The organism is Corallococcus exiguus (assembly GCF_009909105.1).
Taxonomy (GTDB): Bacteria; Myxococcota; Myxococcia; order Myxococcales; family Myxococcaceae; genus Corallococcus; species Corallococcus exiguus.
Genome location: NZ_JAAAPK010000001.1, coordinates 1,331,157 through 1,357,454 on the forward strand (window position 1 = coordinate 1,331,157; position 26,298 = coordinate 1,357,454).

18 protein-coding genes are annotated in these 26,298 nt (G+C 70.2%); 6 read left to right on the forward strand and 12 right to left on the reverse strand.

All coding sequences use genetic code 11. From position 1 onward, the window contains the following. Nucleotides 1-40: 40 nt before the first annotated feature. From GTZ93_RS05490 to GTZ93_RS05525, 8 genes are read right to left on the reverse strand one after another with little or no spacing between them, the layout of a single operon-like run. Nucleotides 41-1,942 carry a tetratricopeptide repeat protein gene (locus tag GTZ93_RS05490; protein ID WP_139916250.1) on the reverse strand — a complete coding sequence of 634 codons (1,902 nt, stop codon included), beginning with the start codon at nucleotides 1,940-1,942 and terminating at the stop codon, nucleotides 41-43. Continuing rightward, nucleotides 1,942-2,580, reverse strand: a complete 639-nt coding sequence (locus tag GTZ93_RS05495) for a hypothetical protein (protein ID WP_139916251.1) — start codon at nucleotides 2,578-2,580, stop codon at nucleotides 1,942-1,944. Before GTZ93_RS05495 ends, GTZ93_RS05490 begins: the two co-directional genes overlap by 1 nt. Beyond that, a complete protein-coding gene (locus GTZ93_RS05500; protein WP_167547814.1) occupies nucleotides 2,577-3,080 on the reverse strand; it encodes a hypothetical protein in 504 nt (167 codons plus the stop codon). Before GTZ93_RS05500 ends, GTZ93_RS05495 begins: the two co-directional genes overlap by 4 nt. Further along, nucleotides 3,071-6,340: a tetratricopeptide repeat protein gene (locus tag GTZ93_RS05505; protein WP_139916253.1), complete on the reverse strand. Its 3,270-nt coding sequence runs from the start codon at nucleotides 6,338-6,340 to the stop codon at nucleotides 3,071-3,073. Before GTZ93_RS05505 ends, GTZ93_RS05500 begins: the two co-directional genes overlap by 10 nt. Then, nucleotides 6,337-7,950, reverse strand: coding sequence for a hypothetical protein (locus GTZ93_RS05510; protein ID WP_161662664.1), 1,614 nt, complete (start codon nucleotides 7,948-7,950; stop codon nucleotides 6,337-6,339). The genes GTZ93_RS05505 and GTZ93_RS05510 overlap by 4 nt, the downstream gene beginning before the upstream one ends. Further along, nucleotides 7,947-8,582 (reverse strand): outer membrane beta-barrel domain-containing protein, encoded by a 636-nt coding sequence (locus GTZ93_RS05515; RefSeq protein WP_120576595.1) that lies wholly within the window; start codon nucleotides 8,580-8,582, stop codon nucleotides 7,947-7,949. The genes GTZ93_RS05510 and GTZ93_RS05515 overlap by 4 nt, the downstream gene beginning before the upstream one ends. Nucleotides 8,583-8,641: 59 nt before the next feature. Then, complete coding sequence (locus GTZ93_RS05520; protein WP_139923656.1) at nucleotides 8,642-11,266, reverse strand: AgmX/PglI C-terminal domain-containing protein; 2,625 nt, start codon at nucleotides 11,264-11,266, stop codon at nucleotides 8,642-8,644. Between the two features lie 39 nt (nucleotides 11,267-11,305). Beyond that, on the reverse strand, nucleotides 11,306-11,716 hold the full coding sequence (locus tag GTZ93_RS05525) for a hypothetical protein (RefSeq protein WP_257979541.1): 411 nt from the start codon (nucleotides 11,714-11,716) through the stop codon (nucleotides 11,306-11,308). Between the two features lie 230 nt (nucleotides 11,717-11,946). On the opposite strand from GTZ93_RS05525, the gene GTZ93_RS05530 reads away from it, so the two are divergent. Then, on the forward strand, nucleotides 11,947-14,316 hold the full coding sequence (locus tag GTZ93_RS05530) for an MtsA protein (protein ID WP_161662665.1): 2,370 nt from the start codon (nucleotides 11,947-11,949) through the stop codon (nucleotides 14,314-14,316). 3 nt (nucleotides 14,317-14,319) lie between these two features. Here the strand turns inward: GTZ93_RS05530 and GTZ93_RS05535 are convergent, their stop codons facing one another. The 3 genes from GTZ93_RS05535 to GTZ93_RS05545 all read right to left on the reverse strand — a co-directional run bounded on the left by GTZ93_RS05535 (nucleotide 14,320) and on the right by GTZ93_RS05545 (nucleotide 16,208). Further along, on the reverse strand, nucleotides 14,320-15,279 hold the full coding sequence (locus GTZ93_RS05535; RefSeq protein WP_139923699.1) for a hypothetical protein: 960 nt from the start codon (nucleotides 15,277-15,279) through the stop codon (nucleotides 14,320-14,322). Next, complete coding sequence (locus tag GTZ93_RS05540; RefSeq protein WP_139923701.1) at nucleotides 15,276-15,806, reverse strand: hypothetical protein; 531 nt, start codon at nucleotides 15,804-15,806, stop codon at nucleotides 15,276-15,278. Before GTZ93_RS05540 ends, GTZ93_RS05535 begins: the two co-directional genes overlap by 4 nt. A gap of 99 nt (nucleotides 15,807-15,905) precedes the next feature. After that, nucleotides 15,906-16,208, reverse strand: a complete 303-nt coding sequence (locus tag GTZ93_RS05545) for a hypothetical protein (RefSeq protein ID WP_120578934.1) — start codon at nucleotides 16,206-16,208, stop codon at nucleotides 15,906-15,908. Between the two features lie 252 nt (nucleotides 16,209-16,460). Between GTZ93_RS05545 and GTZ93_RS05550 the strand changes: the two genes are divergently transcribed. The 5 genes from GTZ93_RS05550 to GTZ93_RS05570 all read left to right on the forward strand — a co-directional run bounded on the left by GTZ93_RS05550 (nucleotide 16,461) and on the right by GTZ93_RS05570 (nucleotide 25,729). Beyond that, nucleotides 16,461-18,098: a calcium-binding protein gene (locus GTZ93_RS05550; RefSeq protein ID WP_161662666.1), complete on the forward strand. Its 1,638-nt coding sequence runs from the start codon at nucleotides 16,461-16,463 to the stop codon at nucleotides 18,096-18,098. A 170-nt stretch (nucleotides 18,099-18,268) separates the two neighbouring features. Next, nucleotides 18,269-19,594 carry a cell-cell cohesion MYXO-CTERM protein MtsC gene (gene mtsC, locus GTZ93_RS05555; protein WP_139922244.1) on the forward strand — a complete coding sequence of 442 codons (1,326 nt, stop codon included), beginning with the start codon at nucleotides 18,269-18,271 and terminating at the stop codon, nucleotides 19,592-19,594. A 36-nt stretch (nucleotides 19,595-19,630) separates the two neighbouring features. After that, on the forward strand, nucleotides 19,631-21,616 hold the full coding sequence (mtsD, locus tag GTZ93_RS05560; RefSeq protein ID WP_139922246.1) for a cell-cell cohesion protein MtsD: 1,986 nt from the start codon (nucleotides 19,631-19,633) through the stop codon (nucleotides 21,614-21,616). Nucleotides 21,617-21,666: 50 nt separating this feature from the next. Continuing rightward, complete coding sequence (locus GTZ93_RS05565) at nucleotides 21,667-23,403, forward strand: vWA domain-containing protein (RefSeq protein WP_120578946.1); 1,737 nt, start codon at nucleotides 21,667-21,669, stop codon at nucleotides 23,401-23,403. A 28-nt stretch (nucleotides 23,404-23,431) separates the two neighbouring features. After that, nucleotides 23,432-25,729, forward strand: coding sequence for a hypothetical protein (locus GTZ93_RS05570; protein WP_139922248.1), 2,298 nt, complete (start codon nucleotides 23,432-23,434; stop codon nucleotides 25,727-25,729). A gap of 50 nt (nucleotides 25,730-25,779) precedes the next feature. On the opposite strand, the gene GTZ93_RS05575 is transcribed toward GTZ93_RS05570, so the two are convergent. Then, nucleotides 25,780-26,223, reverse strand: a complete 444-nt coding sequence (locus GTZ93_RS05575; protein ID WP_169821850.1) for an Ig-like domain-containing protein — start codon at nucleotides 26,221-26,223, stop codon at nucleotides 25,780-25,782. Nucleotides 26,224-26,298: the final 75 nt, after the last annotated feature.

Below are 26,298 nucleotides of genomic sequence, written 5' to 3' on the forward strand. Positions count from 1 at the left end.
CGACTGTCGGACAGGTTCGTGCGGTGCGCTCCCGCCGCGACTACGGCACGTCCACGGCCAGCTTCCGCAGCGCGGTCTTCGCGTCCGCGTGGTCCGGCTGCAACTGCACCGCGGCCTCGTACTCCTTCTTCGCCTCGGGCTTGCGGTTGGTGGCCTCCAGCAGCTGCGCGAGCGCGAAGTGCGGCTCGCCCGCGCTCGCGTCCACCTGCGACGCGCCCCGGAAGGCCTTCTCCGCCTCCGGCAACTTGCCCTGCCGGTACAGCGTGTGCCCCAGGTACAGCAGGCCCAGCGAGTTGCGCGGCTCCACCGCCAGCACGTCGCTCAGCACCTGGAGCGCCTTGGTTTCGTCACCGCCGCGCAGGTACAGGAAGCCCAGCTCCGCGCGGGCCTCCAACTGCGCGGGGTCCTTCGCCACCACCGCCTCCAGCTCAGGCACCGCCAGGTCCGGCCGGCCGCGCCGCGAGTGCAGGATGCCCAGCCGCGCCAGCGCCGCCGTCTCCGCCTCCTCGCCCTGGGCGGGAGTGAGCAGCTTCTCCGCCGCCGCGTAGTCGCCCATCGCGAGCAGCAGGTCCGCCAGGCCCAGCTTCGCCGCGCGGTGCTTCGGATCCTCCTGGAGCACGGCCTCGTAGAGGGGCCGCGCCTGGGCGCCCACGTGCTTCTTCGCGTACGCCTCCGCCAGCATCAGCCGGTTCTCCACCGTGGGCTGGAGCTTCACGCAGGCCGAGTACTGCGCGATGGCGCCCTCCAGGTCGCCCTTGGCCTTGAGCGCGTCGCCGTAGCCCGCGCGCACGCCGGGCTCGTCCGGGAAGGTCTCCACCGCCGTCTTCAGCGTGGCCACCGCGTCGTCCACCTTGCCCAGCTCCAGGTACGCGCGCGCCAGGCCCTGGTAGGACTCCGTCGTCTTCTTGCCGTCGTCGGCGCTCTTCTCGATGGCCTTCTGGAACGCGGCCACCGCCTGCGTCTTCTTGCCCTGGGCCAGGTACAGCTGGCCCAGCTGCGTGTACGGGCCGCTCGCGCGGCGGGGCTCCAGCAGCAGCGCCTTCTCGAAGGCCTTCGTCGCCCGGGCGTTCTCCCCCAACTGGAAGCACGCGAGCCCCAGGTTGAAGTGCGCCTCCGCGTACTTCGGATCCAACGTGATGGCCTTCTGGAACGCCTCCGCCGCCTTGCGCGCGTTGCCCTGGCCGTCCAGCACCACGCCCAGGTTGTTCTGCGCGCGCGCGTGCTTCGGATCCGCCTTCAGCGCCGCCTGGTACTCGGAGAACGCGCCCGTGACGTCGTTCTCCCGCATCAGCACGACGCCCAGGTTGTAGTGGGCCTCCGCGTCGCTGTCCTTCTGGCGGATGGCCTCGCGCAGCGTCTCCTTCGCCTCCGCGGCCAGCCCCTTCTCCGCCAGCGCCTTGCCCAGGTTCACCCGAGCCACCTGGAGCGCGCCGTCCAGCTTCAGCGCCTCGCGGTACGCCTCGATGGCGTCATCCGTGCGGTTCGCGCGCTGGAGCACCTCGCCCAGATTGAAGCGCAGCTCCGCGTCCTTGGGCGCCAGCTCCGTCGCCACGGAGTACTGGGTAATCGCCTCGTCCGTGTCGTCCTGGATGCGCGCCAGCAGGCCGCGCTCCGAGCGCAGCGTGGCCTCTTCCGGGAAGGCCGCGAGCGCCGCGTCCAGCACCGCCTTGGCCTTGGGCACGTCACCGGACAGCCGCAGCGCACGCGCCAGCGCGACCTTCGCGGGCACTCCGTCCGGCGTGAGCCCCACCAGCTTCGTCAGCGGCGCCACCGCGCGGCGCGCCTGGTTCTGCGACAGGAAGGCCGTGCCCAGCTTGTAGAGCGCGTCCGGGTCGTCCGGGAGCTTGTCCGCGCGCGCGGCGGGCTTCTCCGGCGGAGGTGTCTCCGGGGCAGGAGCCTGGGCCGTCAACAACTGGAGGAGAAGGACTCCGGCTTTCGTCATCACAGGTTCTCCACGTACGGGCTGGCGCGCGCGTCGAAAGTCTTCTTGGCCAGGGCGGCCTTCTTCGCCTCCCACGCCTCCTTCGCCGCCTGCGCTTCCTTCGTGTCCCCCCCGAGGTTCGCGCGCTCTTCCTTCACGGCGGCCTCGCACTCGGACACCTGCTGCTCGAAGTCCTTCGGCTCCAGACGCTCACTGCCCTGCACCTTCGCCTTGCGCGCCGACGTCAGCCGCGCCAGCTCGAAGCGGGCGAACGCGCAGCGCAGGGACAGCTTCTCCACCTCGCGCAGCCCCACGTTGAGGCGCTGGTGCGCGCGCAGGTACTCCACGCGGGCTTCCGACTCCGCGATGGCCAGCTGCGCCACCTCGCGGGAGGACGCGTCCTGCGCGCGGTCCTCCTCGTCCTCGGCGGCCTCCTGGCGGGACTTGGCCCGGCGGATGTTGTCTCGCGCGCGGTTGACTTCGTTGTCCGCCTCGTCCACCCGGTCGATGGCCAGCGCCAGGTCGTTCTCCGCCTCCAGCAGCTCGATGCGCGTCTCGTACGGCAGCTTCTTCACCAGCGCGTCCGGCACGCGCATGCCGTAGCTCGGGCCGCAGGCGGCGGTCAGGAGGGACAGGCTGAGGAGCAGGTGGCGCTTCATGGAGCGATGGCCTCGAAACGGCTGAAGATGGTCCGGCCGGAGTAGACGTCGGTGCCGTTGGTGAACGTGACGCTGAACTCGCCCGACACCCGGTCCCCGGTGTTTTTCGGAAGGGACTTCACGAAGAGGTTGCCGCGCACGAGCGGCGGAAACGGACGCACCGGTTCGTCCAGCACGCTGCGGTCCACGCTGCCCCGCTGCGAGCCGTCGTCCAGCGCCTGTGCCAGGTCGATGTCCAGCGAGCCCGCGTACTCGTTGTCCGGCAGCATGTCCGCCACCCGCGCGCTCACCTTCAACACCACGTCCTGCCCGCTGCCCTGCGTGTTGACGAAGCTCACCGCCAGCGTCCCCTCCGCCAGGGCCGCCTCCGTGCGCTGGTAGCGCAGGTCGATGAGCTCCGTCACGCTGCCCTCCAGCTTGCCGCCCTCGTCACCACACGCGGTGGCGAAGAGCGCGAACAGCACCGGGGCGATGCGGCGGAAGGGCGCGCTCACTTGCATGCCTTCCACCCCGCGTCCACGTCCGGACCGTTGAGCGTGCCCATGTCCTTGAGCACGGCCAGCTCGCGGCGCGCGCCATCCGTGTCGCCGAAGCGGCAGCGCAGCGCGGCCAGGTTGAGGCGGGCCTTGTCGTAGGTGGGGTCCGCCTCCAGCGCCTTGGCGTACGCCTCGCGGGCACCCATGGCATCGCCCAGGTTGAGCATGGCCCAGCCCAGCGCCGCGTGCGCGGACGCGCGCGTGTCCTGCAGCTCCGTCACGCGCCCGAAGGTCAGCTGCGCCATGCCGTACTGGTGCGCATCCAGGTAGCCCATGCCCAGGGCCTCCAGCGCCTCCGCGGTGAGCACCTTCTCCGCCTTCTTGCGCAGGTCCTCCAGCGCCGCGGGCTGCGTGGGCGCGGCCGGCTGCGGCACCGGCAGCGCGGCCACGTCCGTGCGGCTGCGGCAACCCACCACCGCCGCGTTGAAGACCTCCAGCGACTCCGCGCGGGACAGACACGCCTTGAAGGCTTCGTCCGAGCGGGCCTTGAGCGGCCCCACCTGCTGCTTCACCGCGTCCTGGAACTGCTTCGTCTCCGCGGCGGACAGCCCGCCGGGCACCGGCGTCTGGTCCACCACGTCCGCGATGTGGCCGTACGCCAGGGCAATCTTCCACAGCGACGCCACCGCCCACTCCGGATACCCGAGCGACGCGGCTTGCGTGTAGACGCCCTCCATGGCCTGGAGCGCGGCGACCTTCTCCTCCACCTTGTCCGCCGGCAGGTCCTTGTAGCCGCGGTAGAGGATCTCACCCAGGTACCAGAGTCCCTTGGCCGCTTCCTCCGTCTGGCCGTTGGGGCCCTGCACCGCGGCGGTGAGGGTGGAGATGAGCGCGTCCGGCGGAGCGGTGGGCGCGGTGGTGGCCTGCACCTCCGCGAGCACCGCCGCGGCGGCCACGTTGTTCTTGTCCAGCTTGAGCGCCGTCTCCGCCGCCGTCTTCGCGCGCGAGTAGTCCTTCTGCTTCAGGCGCGTCTCGGCGAGCAGCGACAGCACCTCGCCCTTGCGCGCGCCCGCGGCCTCCGACGCCGTCTCCAGGTTGCGGGACGCTTCCTTGTACTCACCCAGCGCGATGCGCAGGCGGGCACCGGCCATCCAGCCGTCCACCGACGCCAGGTCGCCCGTCAGCTTCTGGCCCACCTGTTCGAACCAGCCGGCCGCCTCGTTGAAGGCCGCCGCCTCCGCCGCGTGCCGGCCCAGCGTCAGCAGCACGTCCGACAGGTACTGGCTCTTGGGGTAGGACTGCACCAGCTTCGCGCCCAGCTCGCGCTCGCGTGGCAGGTCGCGCTTCTCGCGCGCGGCGGTGAACGCGCCGTAGAGCGCCTTCTCGCCGATGTCGCTGTTCTTGTTCTCGTCCGCGACCTTCATCAGGCCTTCGATGACGTCGCCCGTCTCCTGCGCGCTCTGCAGGGCCAGCTCGTCCAGGGCTTCGGCCTTGCTCTGCGTGAGGATCTTCTGCACTTCACCGCGGAAGTTGGACGGCAGCGAGGACGCGAGGAACTTGCGGCCCGTCTCGTCCAGCTTCTTGAAGTCGTTCACCTGCCGCAGGCTGTCCAGGGCCAGGTTGCCCGCCACCGGCGCGTCCTTGTACTGCGGGTGCGCCAGCGCGAACGCGGTGAACAGCTCCGCCGCCTTCGGGTAATCGCCGTCCTCGTAGTAGGCGCGCGCGATGTTGAACTTCACGTCCAGCACGTGCGGGCTCTGCGGGTAGCGCGACACGTAGGTCGCGCCCAGGAGCTTCAGGGCCTGCCGAGCGTCCGCCACTTCGAAGGCGTTGCGCTTCTGCGCCTCCTCCGGCTTGAGCGTGGAGAAGTGGGCCAGGAGCGCGCCGTACATGGCGGTGTCCACGGCCTTGCCGTCCTTGGCCTTGTCCTCGTAGCGGGCCAGCTCCTCGAACTGGCGCGCGGCCTCCGGGAACTCCTTGGCGGCGAAGAGCGCGTCCGCGCGGTTCTTCATGATGGGCCGCACGTACTGGTCTGGCCGGAACAGCCCCAGGTACTCGCGGTAGGCGGCCGCGGCCTTGAGGTACAGGTCCCGCGAGTCCGCCTTCTGCGCGGCCAGGTGCACCTGCGTGGACAGGTCGCGCGCCATCTCCTCCGTCTCCGCGAGCTGCTTCTTGCGGTCGGACTCCGACATCTCCGGGTCCGTCTTGCTCTGCACCGCGGCGCGCACGAGGAAGCGGATGTCCTCCGGCTCCGGCATCACCTTGCCCTTGGCGGCCTTGAGCGAGTCGTACAGCTTCTGGCTCCGCTCCAGGTCCATCTCAGGGTCGGGCTGCACTTCCATCAGCTTGCGCAGCGTGGGGATGGCCCACTCGTACTGCTGCTTGATGAAGTAGCGGTTGCCCAGCTTGTCCAGCGCGAGCGCGTACGTGGCGCGGCCTTCGCTGAGCTTCTCGAAGTAGTTGAGCGCGCCCTTGGGGGGCTTGGCCTCCGTGTAGCTGTAGACCAGGTCCAGCAGCGCCTCGCGCTTGACGTTGAGCGCCTTCTTCACGTCCACGCCGGGCAGGGGCGCGCTGGCGGCCGCCGCCTCGAAGAACGTGACGGCCTCCGCGTGCTTGGCCTGGTTCACGCGAATCCAACCCATCTTGTAGCGGGCCAGGTCGTGCACCGGCGACGGCGGCAGCTCCAGGATGGCCTGGTAGTGCTTCTCCGCTTCGACGAGCTCCGCCTTGTCGAAGAAGTGGTCACCGAGAATCTGCTCGGCTTCCAGGCGCAGCGGGCTGGTGGGGTACTTGCGCGTCAGGTCCCCCAGCGTCTTGAGCATCTCGTCGAACTGGCCCAGTTCGCGCTGCTCGTGCGCCAGGTAGAACGTCACCTGGTCCCCGTCCTTGAAGTCCGGGTACTCGCGCAGCAGGCGGTAGTACATCTGCACCGCCTTCTGCTTCATCAGGCGCGTCTCCGGAGAGACGATGGCGCCCGTGGCTCCCTCCGGCCGGGTCTCCGCCTGGAGGTAGTAAACGTAGCGGCTCTTCTCGACGTAGAGCTCCGCCAGCCGGAACTGCAGGTCCGGCAGGTAGGGGGCGTTGCGGCTCTTGGAGATGAGCTTCTCGGTCTCGCCGATGGCGCGGTCCACCTTGAAGATGTCGCGCTTCAGCTTGGCGACGAGCTCCTCGCGCTCCTTCGCCTTGGACACGATGGGGTTGGTGTTGGGCCCAACACGGCCAGGGCCAGGGGCCGCGGCCGCGAGCAGTGCGGCGGTGATGAGGCCGGTGAACGGGCCGGTCATGGGGTTTCCTCGATGCAACGGCTCTCGATGCGGACCCGGTAGGACTTGAGCTCGTCGTTCCAGTATTCGTTGTCGAACTTGAAGGCGACCTGCGCGGGCGACAGCAGCTCTTCCTCCTGCGCCGCCACCACCTGCGCGCCCTTCTTCACGCGCTCGTACAGCTTGAGGCCGACCTCGTACTCCATGAGGCGCACCTGCTCCGCGGCGCGCAGCAGCGTGTCCGCCTCCTGGCGCACGGCGTCCTGCAGTCGCGCGTCGTACACGCGCACGGCCTCCGCGTGGGACAAGTCATAGACGCGCGTCAGGTGTCCGAAGAGCCGGTCGCCGAAGCTGCCGGCGTAGCGGCCCAGGCGCTCGCCCTCCAGGTCCAGCAGCGACACGAACTTCGCGGCGCGCTGGGTGCCGCCGTGCGCGTTGGCGGCGCGGCGCAGGCGGGCGTCCTGGCTCAGGTCCTCGCGGTTGCGAACGGACTCCAGCGAGTCCGCGTACCGGCGCGTCAGCTCCTTCGCCGCGCGCTTGGCGGGCAGGTAGTGGCACAGGTCGCGGAAGATGAGCGCGCGCAGCAGGTACTTGTCCGGCATGAACTCATCGCGGAAGGACGGCGCGTCCAGCGTGGTGAGGATGCCCAGCGACGCACGCAGCTCGCCCAGCTTGTAGCGGGTCCACGCCTCCTCCAGGTAGAGGCTGGCGCGGCCGGGGTCCAGCTCCGGCAGCTTCACCTTGCCGTACGCTTCCAGCGCGCCGGGGAAGTCCTTCTTCTCGTAGCGCAGGCGGGCCACCGCGAGCGCCGCCTCGTTGCGCGCCTCGCGGGTGAGCTTCTCGTCCTGGGACAGGCCGAGGAAGTCCTTCACCATCTCCTCCGGCGGATCCTTCACCTGCTTGAGCCGGGTGACGAGCAGCGCGAACTTCGCGCGGCTGGCTTCGGCGCTCGTCTCCGGCAGCTTGGAGAAGTGCGTGTTCGCCCAGCGCTCGTTGCCCACGCGCAGGTCCACCAGGCCCTGCTGGTAGTGCGCGTAGGCACCCGTCTCGTCCGGGAGGAAGCCCAGGTCGAGCGCGCCGAAGACCTGCTCGTCGATCATCACCTCGTCGTGCGGCCGGTCCGTCAGCCCCTTCAGCGCGTCCAGCGCGCGAGGCAGCACGTTGGGGTTGGAGCGCTCACGCGCGATGCGCGCCAGGTACGTCGCGCCCGCGTGCGTGAGGCCCAGGTCGATGAGGCTCCGGGCGAGGAAGTACTGGCCCCACGCGTAGTTGTCATCCGTGCGCGGCGTGGCCTGGAGCCACGCGTACAGCGGGCCCGCGGCGTCGCGAGGCTTGCCGTCGAAGTAGGCCTTGAGCGCGTTGTCGAAGGTCTCCGGCGGCACCTTCTGCGGCGGGGGCGGAGGTGCTTCGGCGACGGCGGCCTTGGCGGGAGCGGGCGTGCCGGCAACGGTGCCCGCGTCCGTGGGACCGGGGGTGCCCGCGTCCGTGGGGGCGGCGGGGGCCTTCGCGGTGGCGGCCGGCGCGGGTGGCATGGGCAGCGTGCCCGCGTCCGGCGCCGCGAGGGCGACCGTCGGGGACACGAGGAGCGCGGCGCTGGCGAGCGCGGCGACGATGAGCGGGCGGGACGTCATTCCGTGGCGCCGAAGTTGAAGGCCGTCCCAATCTGCACGGTGGGCACGTTGATGATGCGCGACGCGCCCGCGAAGACGGTGTTGTTGGTGACGTCCAGGCGGAAGGACACGTTCTGGCTGGAGAACATGCGCACGCCCAGGCCCAGGTTGACCGCGGGGCGGAAGCCGTCGCTGCGGTCCACCTTCACCACCGTGCCGCCGGCCAGGAGGAAGACCTCGAAGTGGATGACGTTGGAGTTGAGGAAGGACGTCTTGCCGTACAGCGGGCTCCACATGAGGTCGGAGCCCACCATCCACTGCACCTGGTCCTCGAAGGCGGTGGCGGTGGGGGCGGCGTCGAAGTCGCGCTCCAACTGGCGGCGCAGGCTGGTCTGCACGTTGTAGCTGTACGTGCCTCGGCCCACCTGCCACGCGACGCTGTCGCTGAAGTGGTACGTGTAGCCGACGGTGCCGATGAGCCCCTTGTAGAAGGCATCCGCGGGCAGCACGCCCACGCCGAGCGAGAGCTCGTGGTGCATGCGGTAGAGCCGGTCCTGCACCGCGGAGACGGTGCCGGGGTTCTCGAGTTCCTCGGCCTGGGCGCGCGCGAGGCCGGGCACCAGGCACAGGAGGGAGAGCAGGAGGAATCGCACGGGGACTTTTTCCTGTCAGGTGGCGGGGGACGACGTGGGGTGGGGGGATGGCCCCCGCGTCAGTAGCCGACCGAGTTGAAGAGGAACGGGTACGTGATGATGACTTGGCCGCCCTTGGGAGCTGGGAACTGCCAGCCCTTCAGGCTGCTGAGGATGCACGCCTCGACGGAGGCGTTGCGGAGGGTGGAGGACTTCGTCTTGGCGGAGGCGACGCGGCCGTTGAGCCCGATGGCCCACTCCAGCACCACCTTGCCAGCGAGGCCGGGGTCCTTGAGCAGCGCGCGCTCGTAGCAGCCGTGCACCTCATTGAGGTGGCTGTTGATGACCTTGGCCACGGCTTCGCGGTCCACGGTGCCCTGGGTGGAGGAGATGCTGCGAGCGGTGGCGCGCGTGACGGTGCCGCCCACCGCGCCCTTGCCCACGCCGCCCGCGCCCAGCGCGCCAATTCCGCCGCCGCCCTTGCCGCGCAGCAGCTCCGCGCCCAGGGTGGCGCCGCCGCCCTTGCCGCCGCCGCCCAGGCCGAAGGTGCCCAGGCCCGCGTTGGCGATGGGCGCCTTGCCGATGAGGCCCGCGAGTTTGTAGTTGGTCTGCTTGGCGTTCTTGCTGCCCGGGCCGCTGCCCAGCTTGTCCACGGCGGCCAGCAGGTCATTGGCGGCGGGGCCCGCGGCGGACAGCTTCGCGAGCGCCTTGAGCGCCTTGCTCTCAGGAGCGGCGGCCACGGCCTTGGGGACCTGCACTTCCTTGACGGGCTTGGGAGGAGCCTTCTCCGCGACGACGGGCTTCTCCTTCACGGGCTCCTTCTTCTTGAGGGCCTCGAGCTTCTTCTTGGCCTCTTCCTTCTTCTTGGGCTCGGGGGCGATGAGGCGCAGCGCGACGGGCGGGAGGTTCTTCTGGGTGAAGTCCGCGGTCGCGGGGCCTTGAGGCCGGGTGGCGATGAACCAGCCCAGGCCGCCGCCGAAGATGGCGAGGAAGAAGAGGGTCAGCCAGGGCAGGCCCTTGAGCGGGTTGACGAAGACGCGCTCGGGGGCGGGGGCCGCGTAGGCGACGAGCGACATCTTGCCCTGGGTGAGGCGGGCGGCGGCGCCGTCGCGCAGGGTGACGAAGCGGCGGCTGCCGTCGGACTCGAGCGCGGCGGTGGTGACGGGGGCGAAGCGGCCGTCGCTGTGCGCCTTCTCCACGTCGGTGCCGGGGGGCACGAAGAGGCGGTAGTTGCCGTTGACGGACTCGGCGAGGGTGAAGTCGTCACCCTCCGGGAGGGTGAAGCCCCACAGCGGCATGGGGGCCAGTTCCTCCTGGGCGGCCTTCACGGGCTTCTTCGCGTCCGGGGCGAAGCGGCGCGCGTCGCGGCGCACGGCGCCCCAGTACAGCTCCAGGTAGAGCTGGGCCGCGCCCTTGCCCGGGCCGATCTTCGGCGCGTGCGTGGGGCGGCTGGCCGGGGTCTTGTCGAGGACGAGGGGGCCGGAGGTGGGCGCCGCGACGTCCGCGTCCAGGTCCGCGAGCAGATCGTCCGCGACGAGGAGGCTGGGCATGACCTCCGACGGAGGACGGCGCCGCGCGGAGGGGACGGTGCCCGGGGGAACCGCGGGAGCGGGGGCCGGCTTCGAGGCCGAGGGCTGCGCGGCGTGGGCACCATTCAGGTGCGCGCCGTGCGCGGCCTGCGGTGCGTGGCCCGCATGAGCGTGCGCGGCCTGGGGATGCCCCGCGTGCGCGCCGGGGTGGGCGTGCGCGTTCTGCTGCGCGAAGGCCGCCTGTTGAGCCTGTTGCGCCTGCTGCTGGGCATGCACGCCCGGATGCTGCGCATGCGCCGCTTGTTGTGCCTGCTGCGCGTATGCGGCCTGCTGCGCCTGTGCCGCCTGCTGGGCCTGTGCGGCGCGCTGAGCCTGCTGCTGAGCGTAGGCGGCCTGCTGCGCCTGCTGTTGTGCCAGCGCGGCCTGCTGAGCCTGCTGCTGGGCGTAGGCGGCCTGCTGAGCCTGCTGCTGGGCGTAGGCGGCCTGCTGCGCCTGCTGTTGTGCCAACGCGGCCTGCTGGGCTTGCTGCTGCGCGTAGGCGGCCTGTTGCGCCTGCTGCTGAGCGTAGGCGGCTTGCTGAGCCTGTTGCTGCGCGAGTGCGGCCTGCTGAGCCTGTTGCTGCGCGTATGCGGCCTGCTGAGCCTGCTGTTGTGCCAGCGCGGCTTGCTGAGCTTGCTGTGCGACGACGGTCTGCTGCGCGTGGACGGCCTGCGCGCCGTGCTGGGGCGCGAAGCCATTCGTGGCGGGTCCGAACGCGTGCGTCGCCCCGTTCCCTCCGTTCGGGATCGCGGAGTGCGGAGCCCCCGCACCTCCGAGGAGCGCGGCGACCTCGGGCGGCGGCTGCGGCTTGGTCTCGACGGGACGCTGGTTGAGGATCCGCGTCTTCAGGACGAACGGACCGCACAGCACCTCATCCACGGAGCGGATCTCACAGGCGGTGACCTGGTGTCCGTTGACGAAGACGCCGCTGGTTCCACCGCCCGCGTCCTGGATCGCGGTGCGACCGTTCTGGAAGTACAGCAACGCATGGCGCGGCGACACGGACGCGTCGTCCAGCCGCAGATCCGACGATGCATCGGAGCCGAGCGCGTAGGTGCCGGGGACGAAGACCTCCGTCCCCACCAGGAGGCCGTCGCGGAGGATGACGACTTGCAGGACGCTGGGCTGGCCGCTCAACGGTGACGCTCCCTTCGAAGGGTGATGGGCGGTACGGCCCTACTGATCGTAGACGGTGGCGAGCGTCTCCGAGCGGAAGCTGTCGCGCTCGCGGAGCATCGACCGCGTCTTCAGTTCCTTGCGGTCATAGAGGTACACGGCGCCGGACTTGTTCGTCTGGCCCTGGATGAGGCGGTCGTCGAAGTCGATCCGCGACGGGCCGCGCTGCGGCGGCGCGGACGACGCGGCGGCCGAGGCATCTCCCGTCACAGGGTCCGTGACGGCCGTGCTCGACTTCGTCTCGATGCGCGGGGGCGCCTTGCTGGAGCCCTTCTTGGGCTTGGCCGACTTCACGGCCTTCGTCTTGGGAGCGCGTGCACGCCCCTGGGCCCAGGCATCGTTCGCGGGGGAGAGGGGACCGAAGCCGAGCACGCTGGCGACGGCACAGAAGAAGAGGAAACGTCGCATCATCAACAGGTTAAGCGATGCGAGCCCCGACCTGTCAACGCACACTCCAGCCCCATGGCATGGCCTGTGGCGATCAGGTGTGGGGGGCAGTCCACCTCACCTGGGGCGGACCCTCCACGACTTGTCCTTCTTCGTGCCGGTACGCTGGAAACGTCCCGTGGGATTCCCTCCGAGCGGCGCCTCCCCAGCATGCGAGCAGACGTGGCACGAAGTCATCGTGACACGGTGGGCGGATGGAGGATGCTCGCGCGCGGGAGGCATGCCCACGCGTGATAGGTGTCACTCGCAATCGGGGATGGATCGCGGCCGTGCTCGGAGCCCTGGTGCTCCTGGGCCTTGGGGTCTTCGTGTGGATGCCCCCGAGCGGGCCCGCGCCAACGCCAACGCCCACGCCCACGCCCGCGCCGTCCGCCGCTCCCGCTGAACCGCGCCCCATCCTCCAGGCGGTGGGCCCGAAGCTGACCAGCAACCAGACCTCGCAGCCGCTCGCCCTCTATGGTGAGAACCTGGTGCCGGGCCTGAGGTTGGTGCTCGGCGCGCCCCTGTCGCGGGAGGTGCCGCTCACGGTGGTGGACGCGCGCCATGGCTACGCGAGGCTCCCCCCCGACCTCCAGCTCCCCGAGGGCACCTTCCAGACGGACGTGCAACTGTCGCTCGCCGCGACCGGGCCCCGGCCCACGGGCACCGCCCGGCTCACCCTGGTCAACGACGCGGCCTTCCCGGACCTGATGGCGATGGCGCTGTCCCCGGACGGGCGCACGCTCTTCGTCGCGTCGCCGCCCACGGACACGGTGTTCGCGCTGGACGTGGAGTCTGGCCGCGTGGAGGCGATGGCGGTGGGAGACGGGCCGTCCGCGCTCGCGACCTGGAAGGACGCCAGCGGCCATCCCTGGCTGGGCGTGGCCCACCAGTACGGCGCGGAGCTCTGGCTGTACGCACTGGACGCGCCGGAGCGGAAGGCCCGGGTCGTCCCCGCGCCCTCGGGGGCATGGGGCCTGGAGGTGGACGGAGCGAAGGGCGTGGCCTTCGTCGCCGAGCACCTGCGCGACACGGTGCACGCGCTCGCGCTGGAGGATGGCCGCGAGAAATGGAGCGCGGCCGTGGATCCGAACCCGCGCGCGATGGCGCGGTGGAACGGACTGCTCGCGGTGGGCAGCCTCCAGACGGGGCAGGTGGTGCTGCTGCGCCAGGACGACGGCCGGGAGCTGGCGCCGGTGGTGCCGAAGCCGGGCGTCCCCATTGTCGGAGGCACCACGGAGGCCTTCTCCGCGCAGGTGATGGGTGGCAAGGCGCCGCGAGCCCTGGTCGCGAGCGACCGCTTGAAGCGGCTCTTCATGTCGAGCCTGGGGCCGAACGTGGGGCCCAACGCCCAGCGCATGGAGGTGAGTGCGAACAGCGGCGTCGCGGTGCTGGACCTGGACCGGCAGGAGGTGGTGCGGCACCGGGGCTTCGGCGCGGGCGTGACGGAGGGGCTGGCGCTGGATGACCGTGCCGGGCTGCTCTACGCGGCGGACGTGGGCCTGGGGCAGGTGCGGGTGCTGGACGCGAAGGCGCTGGTGAAGAGCGACGCGGCCGCGCGAGAGGCGGTGCTCCAGACGCTGCCGGTGCTCGCGCCGGAAGGCACGCCATGGATCCGCCCCGTGGAGGACCTGGGGACGAAGGGGAGGGCGGGGCTGGAGCTGCACTCCGGGCCGCGCTCGCTGGCGCTGTCCCCGGACGGACGCACGCTCTACGTGCTCAACCGCTTCACGGGCACGGTGGCGGTGGTGGACGTGCGTGAGGCGCGGGCGGGAAACGCGCGTGTGACGCGGCAGTGGCCGGTGGTGGACGTGCGTTCGCGCGAGCAGCGTCGGCTGGGCCAGGTGCTCTACTTCTCCGACGTGGGTCGCACGGGCATGAGCTGCGACGCGTGCCACATCGAAGGGCACACGGGAGGCGTCTTCTTCGAGAAGACGCGCCCCATGCGCATCTACCGGTCCACGACGGCCCTGGGCAGCCGGGACACGCCGCCCTACTTCACGCCCGCGAGCACGCGCAGCATCGCGGAGACGGTGGAGACGGTGGGCGGGCGCAACCGCTACCACAACCCGGATCCGCTGCCGTCGGAGGTGGAGGCGCTGGCGCTCTACACCTCGCTGCTGCCCACCGCGCCCAACCCGTACCGGGGAGAGGACGGCGCGCCGCTGGAGACCGTCACGCTGCCGGACGGCAGGGCCGGCCACCCGGTGAAGGGCCTGGCGCTCTTTGAAGGGAAGGCCCGGTGCACGGCCTGCCACCCCACGCCCCTCTTCACCCTGGACCAGGACCCCTCGACGCGGGGCCAGTATCAGGACGTCGGCACGCCCATCGCGCTGCCGCTGCGGCTGGAGCAGCAGCAACTGGTGACAGGAGCAGCGCCGCCCTCACTGGTGGGCACCTGGGACGTGTGGCCCCTCCTGACGAGCGCCACGGCGGGCTACGCGGTGCAGGAGGACCGGCTCGTGGTGGGCTCGCGCTTCCCGCTGCGCACGCTGCTGGAGACCCCAGGCCTGACCCACGGCGCCGCGCAGGAACTCACCGCCGAGGAGCGCGACGACCTGCTCGCGTACCTGCTCACGCTGTGAGCCCTAACGCGCGGTCCCGGAGTGGAAGGGGAACAGCACCGCGGCGCGGACCCGCGTGCGCATCGTTTCGGCGATCAGGGGCCACCCGAACGCCGCGAACGTGAGCACGGCCATCATCCCACTGAACATCCACAGCCCCATCATCACCGCGATGCCCAGGTGCAGGCTCATCGTCAGCGCCACCCAGAGCCCCCGCGTGCGCCGGGGCCAGACGCAGAACGCGTAGCCCACCTCCACCACCAGCGTGCCCCACGTGGCCAGCTTCACCATCCACGGCACCGTCGCGAGCCACGCGAAGTCGAACTGGCCGTACTGGGGCTGCATCAGCACCTCCCAGAGCGCCGTCCCGTCCCGCCACACGGGCCCCAGCATCTTCTCCAGACCCGTGGTCAGGTAGATGAGACACAGGTGCACCTGCAACACGCGCAGCGACAGCGTCGCCAGCGCGGACGGCGCGCCGGAGAGCCTGCCCGCCCGCACGTCCAGGGAGTACGCCGTGCCCACCGGCATCACCGCGCAATAGAACAGGCTGATGTGCGCGAAGGTCTCCACGCCGTAGGAGAAGAAGCTGATGCTGTTGAGCAGCACCGTGTGGAGGATCCACGCCACCACCGACGACAGCCGCGTGTGCAGGCCCAGCAGCAGCCCCAGCAGCGCCACCACGTAGACGAACGTCAGGCCCTGGATGCTGGCCGCCTGCGAGAAGCCCAGCGGCGCCAGCGCGGCCACCACCGCGCCCACCCGGGGCACGGAAGGGGATGCCATCGCCTCGGAGACGCTCCAGGGCACCCAGCCCTGGTTGCCCAACAGCTCCGGCAGGATCTCCGACAGGCTCCATGCCTGGATGAGCAGCAGCGCCGCCACGCCGATGCGCAACACGCCCAGCGGCTGCGGAGAAGAGGGCTCGCCGACGAACGCCGCCAGCCTGGCACCCACGGCGGACTTCCAGGTCCGGGCGCTCATGGCGTCACCTCACCGGTGGACACGGCCGCGGGCACGCGCCGCTGGAACTCCGCACGGTAGGCCTCCGTCCAGAGCGGCTGCGACCCTTGCAGGTGTCCCTCCATGCTGGGCAGCTGGAGCGACTCCACGCGCACCGTGACGGCTCTCGCGTCCGGATGCCGGCCGAACATCGCCGCCGCCCACGCGCGGGCCAGCGCGTCCCGGCTCTCCTCCAGGCTGAAGCGCAGGTTCATGGAATGGATGCGCACGCTCACGGCGCCGTTTTCGGACCGGAAGTCGTCGTGCAGCCGGTCGCCGGACGCACCTTCCAGGTCGAAGGAGACACGCACCGCCGGGCTCACCCCGGGGGCGAAGAAACTGAAGCCACTGCTCGAGCCCGTCCAATGCCCATAGGCCTGGGCCCAGGTCCGCCCGGTGTCTGTCAGCGGGAGCAGGGGCACGTGCAGCGCGCCACGGGCCACCATCAGCAGGTGCAGCACGGCGAGGCCGGTCAACAACCCGTGCCGGGGAGTCAACGTGTGTCGCATGGGGGCTCCAGACCGAGCGCCGGAGGGGGCACCTCCGGCGTCGGGTCCGTCTTGAATGGACCGCTACATCACTTCAGGGGGTTGTGACGTCAGCTGGCGTCAGTTGCAGTTGCCCGAGATGCTGCCGCCGCCGATGAAGAGGCCCAGCAGGTTGCCCGTGGTGTTGCCGATGATGTTGCCGCCACCCAGGATGTTGCTGAGGATGCCGCAGTTGCCGTTGCCGCTGCCGGAACCACCCGCCAGGGGGCCCGTCTTCGACACCAGCACGACCTCCTCCATCGACACCGCCATGCGCGGATCATGGCTCTTCACCTCACGGTTGTGAGCCATCGCGCCCGTCGCACCCAGCGCCAGCACGAACATCGCCACGGTCCCGCCCAGCTTCACGTGCGTCTTCTTCATGGTCTTGCTCCTTGGGGATTGGTTGGACAGCGAGGGCAATGTCTTTCCCCTCCCCGAAATCGGAACCATCCCGGGAAGACCAGGAAATTGTCGGGAGCTGATTCCAGGCGGGATGTGGACATTCCAGCCTGGTTGGCGGCGAGCTTTTCTCTGTCGGCGCGAAAAGGCGGGAGCGGTGTCGGGGCCTTCACGTGGAGCCGGCACTCGGGTCGCTTGCGTTGGAAGGGGGGGCTGAGGTCTACAATCCAACGAATGCGTTCCTCCCCCCGGGTCGCCTGGCTCCTGCTTCCAACGTTGTGGCTGTCGTGCACCGACGCGGGGCTCTATTCGATTGATGACCGCGCGGGCGGTACACGCGACCGCGCCAACTTCGAGGGAGACCTCTGCGTCCCCGAGGCCACCGGCGACGCGTTCCCCGTGAAGGTCATCTTCGCGCTCCAGGGCGGCACCGGCGTGGAGCCGGAGGTGGTGGGCTCCGCGGTGGACGGGCTCACCACGCTCACCTCGCGCTTCACCGGCCCGCAGGTGCGCTTCGGGCTCGTGGCCTTCCACTCGGTGGCCACGGGCCTTCAAGGCAGCTTCACGGACGCCGCCTCCTTCCAGTCCGTCCTGCCTCGCTACGCCAGCTACCAGCAGCAGGGGCCCATCAGCATCCGCTCCGCGCTGCGGCTGTCCAAGAGCCTGATGTCCGGCGACATGCAGGCCGCCTGCAAGGGCGAGGTCGCGCGCTCGCGCTACGTGGTCGCGCCCGTCATCCGCAGCTCCGACGTGAGCTGTGACAACCCGGCGTACAACATCGGCATCGACAGCCGGTGCACCGCGCTGGCCCAGGCCGCCGGCTGCAACGCGACCCCGGAAGCCCAGGCCCAGTGCAACGCCTCGTGCAGCCAGTGCGAACTGACCGCCGTGGTGGGCGAGCTCAAGGGCCTGGTGGAGCAACTGGGCGCGGGCGACGTCAGCGTCCAGCCCGTCTACGTCCGCGGCCAGACGCCGGACCCCGTCACCCGCCTCCAGGTGGCCGCCATCGCGAACGCAGGCGGCAGCGCGCCCGTGGAGACGGACTTCGTGGGCCTGCCCAACGCGCTAGCGCGGCTGGACTACGGCGCGCTCGACAACGCGCTCAAGCTCAAGCGCTTCCTCGCCTTCAACCGCAACGTGCAGGTGCGCAACGGCCAGATGCTCGTCGACAGCGACGGCGATGGCGTGTCGGACGACGACGAGCGCGCCCTGGGCCTGGACCCCACCTCCCCCGACACCGACCAGGACGGACTCATGGACGGCGTGGAGCTTCGCATGGGCCTGGACCCGCTCGCCGTGGACATCATCAACGGCTGCAGCGTGGTGCAGGACACGGACGGCGACCGGCTCAACGACTGCGAGGAGCGCGTGCTCGGCAGCGACCCCTGCGTGGGCGACACCGACGGCGACGGCCTGCCGGACCTGGTGGAGGCCCTGTCGCAAACGAACCCCCTCATCGCCGAGGACCTGCTCGACACCGACCGCGACGGTGCCTCCAACGTGGCGGAGGTGGAGGCCCACACCGACCCGCTCAGCGCCGACCTCGACTTCCACCGCGAGCGCGGCTACGGCTACTCCATCGTCCCGCTGCCGCCCACCGCCACCAGCGACCGCGCCTGCTACCGCACCCGCGTGGAGAACGTCTCCCTGGTCCCCACCCTGGAGCGCCCCCACCCGCTGATTCCCGGCGAGGTGATTTCCGCGGGCACCAACGAGGTCTACCTCTACCTCCAGGTGGGCCGGGACAATGATCCGCGCGGCGCCGGCGTGGGTTCGCTCTTCATCCAGGAAATCCAATACGACCCCGACACGGGCCGCACCCCCGCGGGCATGGTCCCCATGCTCTCCGACGACTTCATCGTGGGCACCTGAGACGGCCCCCCGGCGTGGGGTGTTCCCCACAGTCTCAATGGGGTGTCCCCCCCACACCCTTCCTGTAGCAGGCTCTTCCGAACGCGCAACCCCTTGAAGTTCCTGACCCTGAAACTCCTACAGACGCGGGATCGCCTCTTGCTAGGGCAGGGGTTGTGAAAGGAGTCACCATGACTATCGGTCGCATTGCCCCCCTGTTGGCGCTCGGAGCGTTCCTGGTGCTGAGTCCCCGCACCGTGCAGGCCCAGGAGCAGAACCCGGACAACCCGGAGTGCCTCGGAGACGAATGCGGTCGCCCCAAGGAGGAGGGCGGCGGCTGCGGTTGTGGCTGTGGCTGTTCCGTCTGGGTGGCGTACACGGACGACGGCAAGACGCTGTCGTACACGGACGACGCGGACGGCGACGGCAAGGCGGACGACAAGGACAACTGCCCCTTCACGTCCAACCGCGACCAGGACGACACGGCGGACGGTGACCTCGTCGGCACCGCCTGTGACAACTGCCCCGCGGTGTCCAACGCCAACCAGCTGGACGGCGACGGCGACGGCATTGGCGACGCGTGCGACCCGGACGACGACAACGACGGCAAGCTGGACGGTGAGGACAACTGCCCCACCATCCCCAACGCCAACCAGGCGGACAACGACCAGGACGGCATTGGCGACGTCTGCGACACGGACGACGACAACGACGACGTGGCGGACGGCGAGGACAACTGCCCGCTCATCGCCAACCCGGACCAGGTGCTGCCGGCGGACGTGAGCCTGTGCCGCGTGGACGCGGACGGCGACAACGTCTCCGACAACCTGGACAACTGCCCCGGCCTGGCCAACCCGGACCAGAAGGACACGGACGCGGACGGCATCGGCGACAAGTGCGATCCGGACATCGACAACGACTCCGTCCTCAACAACGTGGACAACTGCCAGCTGGTGGCCAACCGCGACCAGGCGGATGACGACGGCGACGGCATCGGCGACGCGTGCGACACGCGCTACTGCGTGGTCCTCAACAAGGACAACCCGAACGACTGCCTCGACCCGAAGTCGCCCTTCAGCGTGGGCACCGGCGGCTCCATCAGCGTGGAGAAGACGGGCATGGCGGTGCGTCCGCCCCTGTTCGCCAACCGCAACGGCGCGGCCATCGAGTACACGTGGACGGTCGTGAAGCGTCCCTCCGGCTCCACCGCGGTGGTGGAGAACCCCAAGGGCGCCGTCACCTACAGCCGCCACTGGGAGTACCAGTACGTGGACGGCAGCGTGCCCAACTTCAACCCGGACAAGGAAGGCGAGTACGAACTGCAGGTGTCCACGCGCCTGGCCTTCGCGGACCGCGTGTTCCCCAATGAGCGCGCCTCCGTGTCCAGCCTCTTCGTGAAGGTGGGCAAGCAGGACTCCGAAGGCGGTGGCTGCACCTCGCTGCCCGCGGGCGGTAGCGCCGCGGCCCTGGGCGCTGGCGTGCTCGGCCTGCTCCTGCGCCGCCGCAAGAAGGCGTAACCCAGGATGTTCCCCGTGCCAGGAGGTCCGCATCGCATGCGCCGTCTGCTCGCTGTTCCGTTTCTTGCGACCGGCCTCCTGGTCCTGGGTGTGCTGTCCTGTTCAGACACGCTCCTGGAGCCTCGCGCCCAGGAGCAGTCCCAGTTGGATGACCGGCTGACGCTCACCGGCCGGGTGTGCACGCGTCCGGCGAACCCCACCGGCTTCCCGGTGAAGGTGGTGCTCGTCGTGGACGAGTCCGGCAGCATGTGCGTGTCGGATCCGCCGGGCTCGCAGGAGGGCAGCGGCTTCTGCGAGCGCGCGGAGGTCCAGGCCATCATCCCGCCGGGCGTCACGGAGCCCGCGCGCGTGCGCGCCCTGAAGAACGTGGTGAATGGCTTCCGGCGCATCAACGACGCGCGCCAGGGCAACATCAGCATCGCCATTGCCCCGTTCGAAACGAACGTGAAGAACACCTGGCCGCCGGCCTCCACGGGAGACCGCTTCGCGCCGCCGGGCAACATCAACAGCTACATCGAAGGCCTGCAGTCGCAGCTGGGCAAGGGCACGGACTACCAGGGCGCGCTCAGCTACGCGTACAGCCTCATCGCCAGCGACATCGAGGCGGTGTCCCAGTCCACGCCGGAGCTGTTGCCGCGCACGCGCTACGTCGTCGTGTTCCTCACGGACGGCACGCCTTACCCGCGCTGCTCCGCCAACGACGACCTGTCCGCCTACGCGGGGCCGGACACGCCGGACCTCACCTGGCGCGACTCCATCACCAGCTTCTGCAACGCCACCAGCACCACCGACGCCATCACCGGCTTCGAGGTGGGCACGGACCGCAACCAGAACTACCAGCTCTTCAGCTACGTGCGCCGGCTGATGGAGCTGAAGACGCAGTACAACGTGGGCGACGTGCGCATGCACACGGTGCTGCTCTTCAACGAAGAGGCCGTGCGCGCCTGCGGCCCCATCTGCCAGGACATCTACGGCACCTACCCGGGCGTCCCGGAGGCGCAGTACCCGGCCGCGGCGAAGAAGATCGCCTCCTTCCTGCTCAAGCGCTTCGCGGAGATGGGCAACGGCGTCTACCAGGAGTTCAGCGACACGGCGGAAATCTCCGAGCTGGGCCTGGGCGCGCTGGACTACTCCTCCTTCGCGTCGCCCAACGTGATGAAGACGCTGCTGGTGGAGCCCCTGAGCTCCGCGCCGGGAGATGACGGCCGCGTGCTGGACAGCGACGGCGACGGCGTCCCGGACTCGTTGGACAACAGCTTCACGCTCAAGACGAACCCCTTCACCATCGACAGTGACGGGGACTGCCTGAGCGACGGCTTCGAGTACCGGCGCCAGGACCAGGGCTTCAAGCCGGGCAACGACCTGGACGCGCGCGGCTGCAACCCGCAGTCCCCGCTGACGCCCGGCTGCATCTGCCGGGACACGGACGGTGACGGGCTGTCGCAGTTCGCCGAGGACTACCTCAAGACGCGCCAGGGCATCGTGGACAGCGACGGCGACGGCATGCCGGACGGGCTGGAGGTGAAGTACGGCCTCAACCCGCTCCAGTCGAGCGTGTCCGGCCTGGACACGGACGGCGACGGCATCCCGGACGACGAGGAGTTGAAGGCCGGCAGCGACCCCACCCGGCGCGACCGGCCCTTCCACGACAAGTACGGCATCCAGTACGAGGTGAAGAAGGTCCCGGGCGGCACCGACACGGACGGCGTCTGCTACGACTTCACCGTGTCCAACCTCCAGCTGGTGACGCCGCCGGACCGCTCCGGCGTGAAGCAGGGCTACAACCTGTTCAAGGTGTGGTTCGCGGAGGCGCCGGAGAGCGGTGTGGCCACGGACTACGGCGTCTGGCGCACCGCGTGCGCGTGGGCCCAGTACGCGCCGCCCAGCGTGCGCGTGCCGCTGGCGCCGGACCTGGCCATGGAGGACGGTGACTTCCGCCGTCCTGACCAATTGGTGGACCCCTGGAGGACCCAGGGCAGTTGCGTCGGCGTGTCGCCGTCGCAGGGAGGGGCCTCGCCGTGAGCCGCGCGGGACGTTGGTGGGCGCTCTGCCTGGTGGGGTTCGCCGTGGTGATGGCCTGTACGGACTCGTACCTCTATGACCCGCGCCGCGACACGGACGTGCCCGCGGACCGGGCCGTGGCGCTGGACGGGCGCTTCTGCACGCTGGGCGCCAATGAGGTCATCCGGCCCATCAAGATCATCGTCGCCATGGACGCCAGCCAGTCCATGCGCGTGAGCGACCCGGACGGCGTGCGCGCCACGGCGCTGGTGGACCTCATCGAGAACCTCCCGCAGGACGAAGAGGTCTCCATCGCGGTGATGCTCTTCGCGGGCAGCACCACGGCGTTCCTCACGCAGAACCCGGGGCCGCCGCTGGAGGACGGGTTCGTGCAGGTGTCGCGGCTGGACGCCACCGCGAAGGCCATCCTCACGGAGAAGCTGCTCACCTTCCGCAACACGGACACGTCACCGAACCGGGACTCGACGGACTTCGTCAAGCCGCTGTCGGACATCTACTCGCTCATCAACACGGACATCGCGCGGGCGCGGCAGCAGCCCAGCGGGAGCGACGCGCTGGCTCAGGCGCGCTACTCGGTCATCTTCCTGTCGGACGGCAAGCCCACGAACAACCAGGACGACGAACTCATCCGCGGCGACGCGGTGGTGCGCATCCGCCAGCTGCGCGACCTGGTGGAGGACGTGCGCTTCAACACCGTGCACGTCTTCAACCCCATCCAGCCCGTGCCGTCCGTGTGCGACCTGGTGGCGGAGGACGGCGGCTTCGGCGACGGCGGTTGCCCGCTGCTCATCATCAACCAGAACGCGGACCGTCTGGAGAAGATGGCCACGCTGGGCGGCGGCAACTTCCGCGACTTCCGCAACAACGAGCCCATCAACTTCCTCAACTTCCAGTTCGGCCAGGTGCGCCGCGCCTTCATCGTGAAGGACTTCGTGGCCTCCAACTTCTCCGCGCCCCCGGGCAGCCCGCTGGACGAGGCGGACACGGACGGAGACGGCCTCTCCGACGCGCGCGAGTACGAGCTGGGCACCAACCCCAACCTGCGCGACACGGACGGCGACGGCTTCAGCGACGGCGTGGAGGTGTACTTCCGCGACCGCGGCGTGCAGTTCGACCCCACGCAGGTCGCGCAGCCGGACGGCGGCGGTCTGGACAAGGGCTGCCCGCCCGCGCTGCGCGGCGTGGACACGGACTGCGACGGCCTCCTGGACTGCGACGAGCAGTTCATCGGCACCAACGCCACCCTCCAGGACAGCGACGGCGACGGCGTGCCGGACGGCATGGAGTGGCGCGGCGGCACGCAGGGCTCCAGCAAGGACCTGGACGAGGACCCGGACACGGACGGCCTCACCAACCGCAGCGAGCTGCGCATGCACATGCGCCCCTTGCAGGTGGACACCGCGAACCTGGCTTCGGACGCGTACCGCTACAGCATGGAGGCGGACGGCCCGGTGGATGACCAGGGCCGCCAGTGCTACCGCTTCCGCGTGGACAACGTGCTGCTGGCGCCCACCATCGCGATGATCGCCGACGGGGGTGTGGACGGCGGCGTGGACGCCGGCACCGTGCAGCGCGGCGCGGGCTACAACGACATCTACCTCTCCGTGGCCATGCTGCCTGCGGACGACCCCACCGCGCGCACGCTGGTGCGCACCTTCCGCGTGGACTCCGTGCGCTACCCGGTGGGCGGCATCAAGTCGCCTCCGGATGGCGTCATCCGCGTGAACCCCGAGGACTTCGTGGACGGCTGCCCCGGCGTCGCCCCGACCCTCTCGCCCGTCCCCTGACTTCTTTTTCGCCTCCCGGACTTCCCCCATGCGCCTTCGCACCCGACTGCTCCCGCTCGCGCTCCTCCTGCTGGCCGCCTGTTCCTCCGGCGGGGAGGACACGCCGGACGCCGGCACGGGCGTGGTGGAGGACCTCTGCAACAACCGCGAGGAGGCGCTGACGAACGCGGACTGCGAGCTGAAGCCCGGCGTGCCCATGGAGCGCTACCTGGCGCTCACGGGCGACGTGAAGGCCGGTGACGAGGACTGGTACCGCGTCAACATCCCCGCCACCGCCAACGCGCGCACGCTGGTGCACGTCACCGGCACGTACCTGGCGTCCAGCACGCCGGTGAACCTGTCCATCTCCGTGCGGGAGAAGGACAAGGACACCTCTCTGGTGACGAAGTCGGACCAGCACGGCGCGGGCGCGCCGAAGCCGGTGGACATCGTGCTGCCGTACGGCACGCCCAGCACGCAGCTCATCATCGTGGTGCGGGACGCGCCCACGAACCCCGCGCGCCCCAACTACGACGCGCGCAACGCCTACCGGCTCACCGTGGAGCTGTTGGAGAACCCGGACACGAACGAGCCCAACGACGTCACGCCCACGCCCATCGCGCTGGCGGCGCAGGGCGCCGTGCAGGTGGGCACCGCGCAGGGCTACCTGGCCACGGACAACGACGTGGACCGCTTCAGCTTCCCGCTGACGGCGGGGAAGATTGCCTACGTGCGCATCACCGCGCCGGACCAGGGCTTCGCGCCCAACTACCGCCTGTCCTACGAGCTGCTGCGCCCCAACGGCACCGACAAGGAGTCGGAGGGCAACGTGCTGCCCAAGGTGCACCCGGGCGTGATGGCCACCGCGCGCAAGGTGAAGCTGGCGGGCACCTGGACCCTGGTGGTGAAGGGGTACAAGGGCAACAACGATCCCGTGCCCGCGGGCGACCTGCGCCAGCCGTATGAAGTCGAGGTGCGCGTGGTGGACGAGGAGGACCCGCGCGACCAGTCCGGGGACAACGACGCCTACGCCCGCGCGTACTCGAACAACCTGGGGACGACGGGCGCGACCACGACCTTCGAGGGCCGGCTGGGTTACGTGGGCGACCGCGACTGGTTCGCGGTGAAGCTGTCCAGCCTGACGAAGCCGAGCGTGCTGCGCTACCGGCTGACGGAGCGGCCCACCACCACGCGCTTCGACCCGCTGCCCCTGCCGCTGGGCCAGTTGGCGGACCGGCAGGTGCTGGTGTTCAGCACCGTCAGCACGACTGTCACCGCGGAGCAGCGCGCCACCTGCTCCAACAACCCGGCCGTGTGCCCGCGCGACACGCGCGAGCACCCCGACGCGCCGGGGCTGGTGCAGACCTACTGCAACAACGCGGAGGCCGTGCTGTGCATCCAGTCCGTGCGCGAGGAGTCCGACCCGGCGCGCTTCGCCGGCCTGAGCAACTTCCAGGGCGCGCTGCCGGTGCCCTCGCACGGCACGGAGGTGACGTACCACTTCGTGGTGCAGGACGACGGCAACAACTGGGCGGATGACCGTGACTACCGGCTGGAGGTGTCCTGGGCGGCGGAGGACACGGAAGAAGAGAACGCCTACAGCGGAGGCGTGGAGCAGCCGCGCTCCAAGACGCTCGGCGACGTGGGCACGGGCAACCTGCCGGTGGGCAACGCCACCTTCGAGGCGAAGGGCCAGCTGACGCACGGCCACGGCCGGCTGCGGAACAACGACCGCGCCACGGGCCTGGGCGTGCGCGGCCCCACGGACTACGACGCGGTGCCCTCCGACACGGACACCTTCGAGTACCAGCTCCCCGCGCTGAGCGCGCCCGAGGACGCGGCGTGGCTGGTGCAGTGGGACGTGGACAACCTGCCGGATGGCGGCACGCCGCACGGACTGGCGCTGGATTTGACCTTCTGCGACGGCACCGCCACGGACGGCGGCACCACCGGGTGCATGCCGGTGACGACCACCAGCACGGGCGGCGCGCTGACGCTGGCCTACAACCCGACGGCGATGCGCGCGTGGCACACCTCCGCGAGCGCGCCGCTCAGCAGCTACCAGGCGCTGTACCAGCTGGAGAAGACGGCCACCACGACGCGCGTCACGGTGGCGCCCTACACGTGCTCCTGCCTGGAGCGGCGCTTCATCCAGGGCGGCACGCTCAAGGTGGCGGTGAGCGCCACCGAGCGCACGGACTACACGCCCGTGAGCTACACGCTGCGCACCGGCTACGGCGACTACCCGCGCAGCTACACGGCGGCGGATGGCGGCTCGCCCACGTCGTGCCCGGCGCCCACGCAGGACGGTGGCACGTGGGTGGGCGGTTGCCAGTTCACCCGGTAGCAGCGCCGGGCGGGCGGCGGGGCTTCACGCCTCCGCCGCCTTCGCCGGGACTACGGCTTCGGCGCCGCGACGCCCTTGCCCTTGAGCGTCAGCTCACGCGTTTCGCCGTTGGCGGCGTTGGACTTGAGGGTGAGCTTGCCGGTGAACTCCTGCGCGGCGTTGGGCTTGAAGGCGACCTCGATGAAGGTGCGCTTGTAGGTCTCCAGCTTCAGGGGGCCGTTCTCCGGCCAGTCCTCCGGCTTCTTCATGGTGAAGACGCTGGGTCCGGAGATGGAGGCCTCGGTGAGCTCCAGCGTCTGGAGGCCGCGGTTCTCGATGTAGAGCGTGTTGAAGGTCGTCGCCCCCACGTAGGTCCCCGCGGAGAACTCCGTGTCGAAGCTCAGCTCCGTACGGTCGATGAGCAGCTGCGGCGTGTTCGGCAGGTCCTCGGACTCGTCTCCGCAGCCCGCCAGGGCGATGATGGTGAGGGGCAGCCACAGGTTGCGCATGCGCATGGACATCCACTCCTCGCTGAGGTTCAGAAGAATGTCTGGTGTTGTAACACGGAATGTCTCGCGACTGGCGTGCGC

Coding starts and splice junctions, on each gene's coding strand:
- GTZ93_RS05565 (WP_120578946.1), top strand. CDS start 21,667: ATGGCCTGTACGGACTCGTACCTCTATGACCCGCGCCGCGACACGGAC.
- GTZ93_RS05525 (WP_257979541.1), bottom strand. CDS start 11,716: ATGATGCGACGTTTCCTCTTCTTCTGTGCCGTCGCCAGCGTGCTCGGC.
- GTZ93_RS05570 (WP_139922248.1), top strand. CDS start 23,432: ATGCGCCTTCGCACCCGACTGCTCCCGCTCGCGCTCCTCCTGCTGGCC.
- GTZ93_RS05535 (WP_139923699.1), bottom strand. CDS start 15,279: ATGAGCGCCCGGACCTGGAAGTCCGCCGTGGGTGCCAGGCTGGCGGCG.
- GTZ93_RS05545 (WP_120578934.1), bottom strand. CDS start 16,208: ATGAAGAAGACGCACGTGAAGCTGGGCGGGACCGTGGCGATGTTCGTG.
- GTZ93_RS05505 (WP_139916253.1), bottom strand. CDS start 6,340: ATGACCGGCCCGTTCACCGGCCTCATCACCGCCGCACTGCTCGCGGCC.
- GTZ93_RS05550 (WP_161662666.1), top strand. CDS start 16,461: ATGCGTTCCTCCCCCCGGGTCGCCTGGCTCCTGCTTCCAACGTTGTGG.
- mtsC (WP_139922244.1), top strand. CDS start 18,269: ATGACTATCGGTCGCATTGCCCCCCTGTTGGCGCTCGGAGCGTTCCTG.
- GTZ93_RS05490 (WP_139916250.1), bottom strand. CDS start 1,942: ATGACGAAAGCCGGAGTCCTTCTCCTCCAGTTGTTGACGGCCCAGGCT.
- GTZ93_RS05575 (WP_169821850.1), bottom strand. CDS start 26,223: ATGCGCATGCGCAACCTGTGGCTGCCCCTCACCATCATCGCCCTGGCG.
- GTZ93_RS05530 (WP_161662665.1), top strand. CDS start 11,947: ATGGAGGATGCTCGCGCGCGGGAGGCATGCCCACGCGTGATAGGTGTC.
- GTZ93_RS05500 (WP_167547814.1), bottom strand. CDS start 3,080: ATGCAAGTGAGCGCGCCCTTCCGCCGCATCGCCCCGGTGCTGTTCGCG.
- GTZ93_RS05495 (WP_139916251.1), bottom strand. CDS start 2,580: ATGAAGCGCCACCTGCTCCTCAGCCTGTCCCTCCTGACCGCCGCCTGC.
- mtsD (WP_139922246.1), top strand. CDS start 19,631: ATGCGCCGTCTGCTCGCTGTTCCGTTTCTTGCGACCGGCCTCCTGGTC.
- GTZ93_RS05540 (WP_139923701.1), bottom strand. CDS start 15,806: ATGCGACACACGTTGACTCCCCGGCACGGGTTGTTGACCGGCCTCGCC.
- GTZ93_RS05510 (WP_161662664.1), bottom strand. CDS start 7,950: ATGACGTCCCGCCCGCTCATCGTCGCCGCGCTCGCCAGCGCCGCGCTC.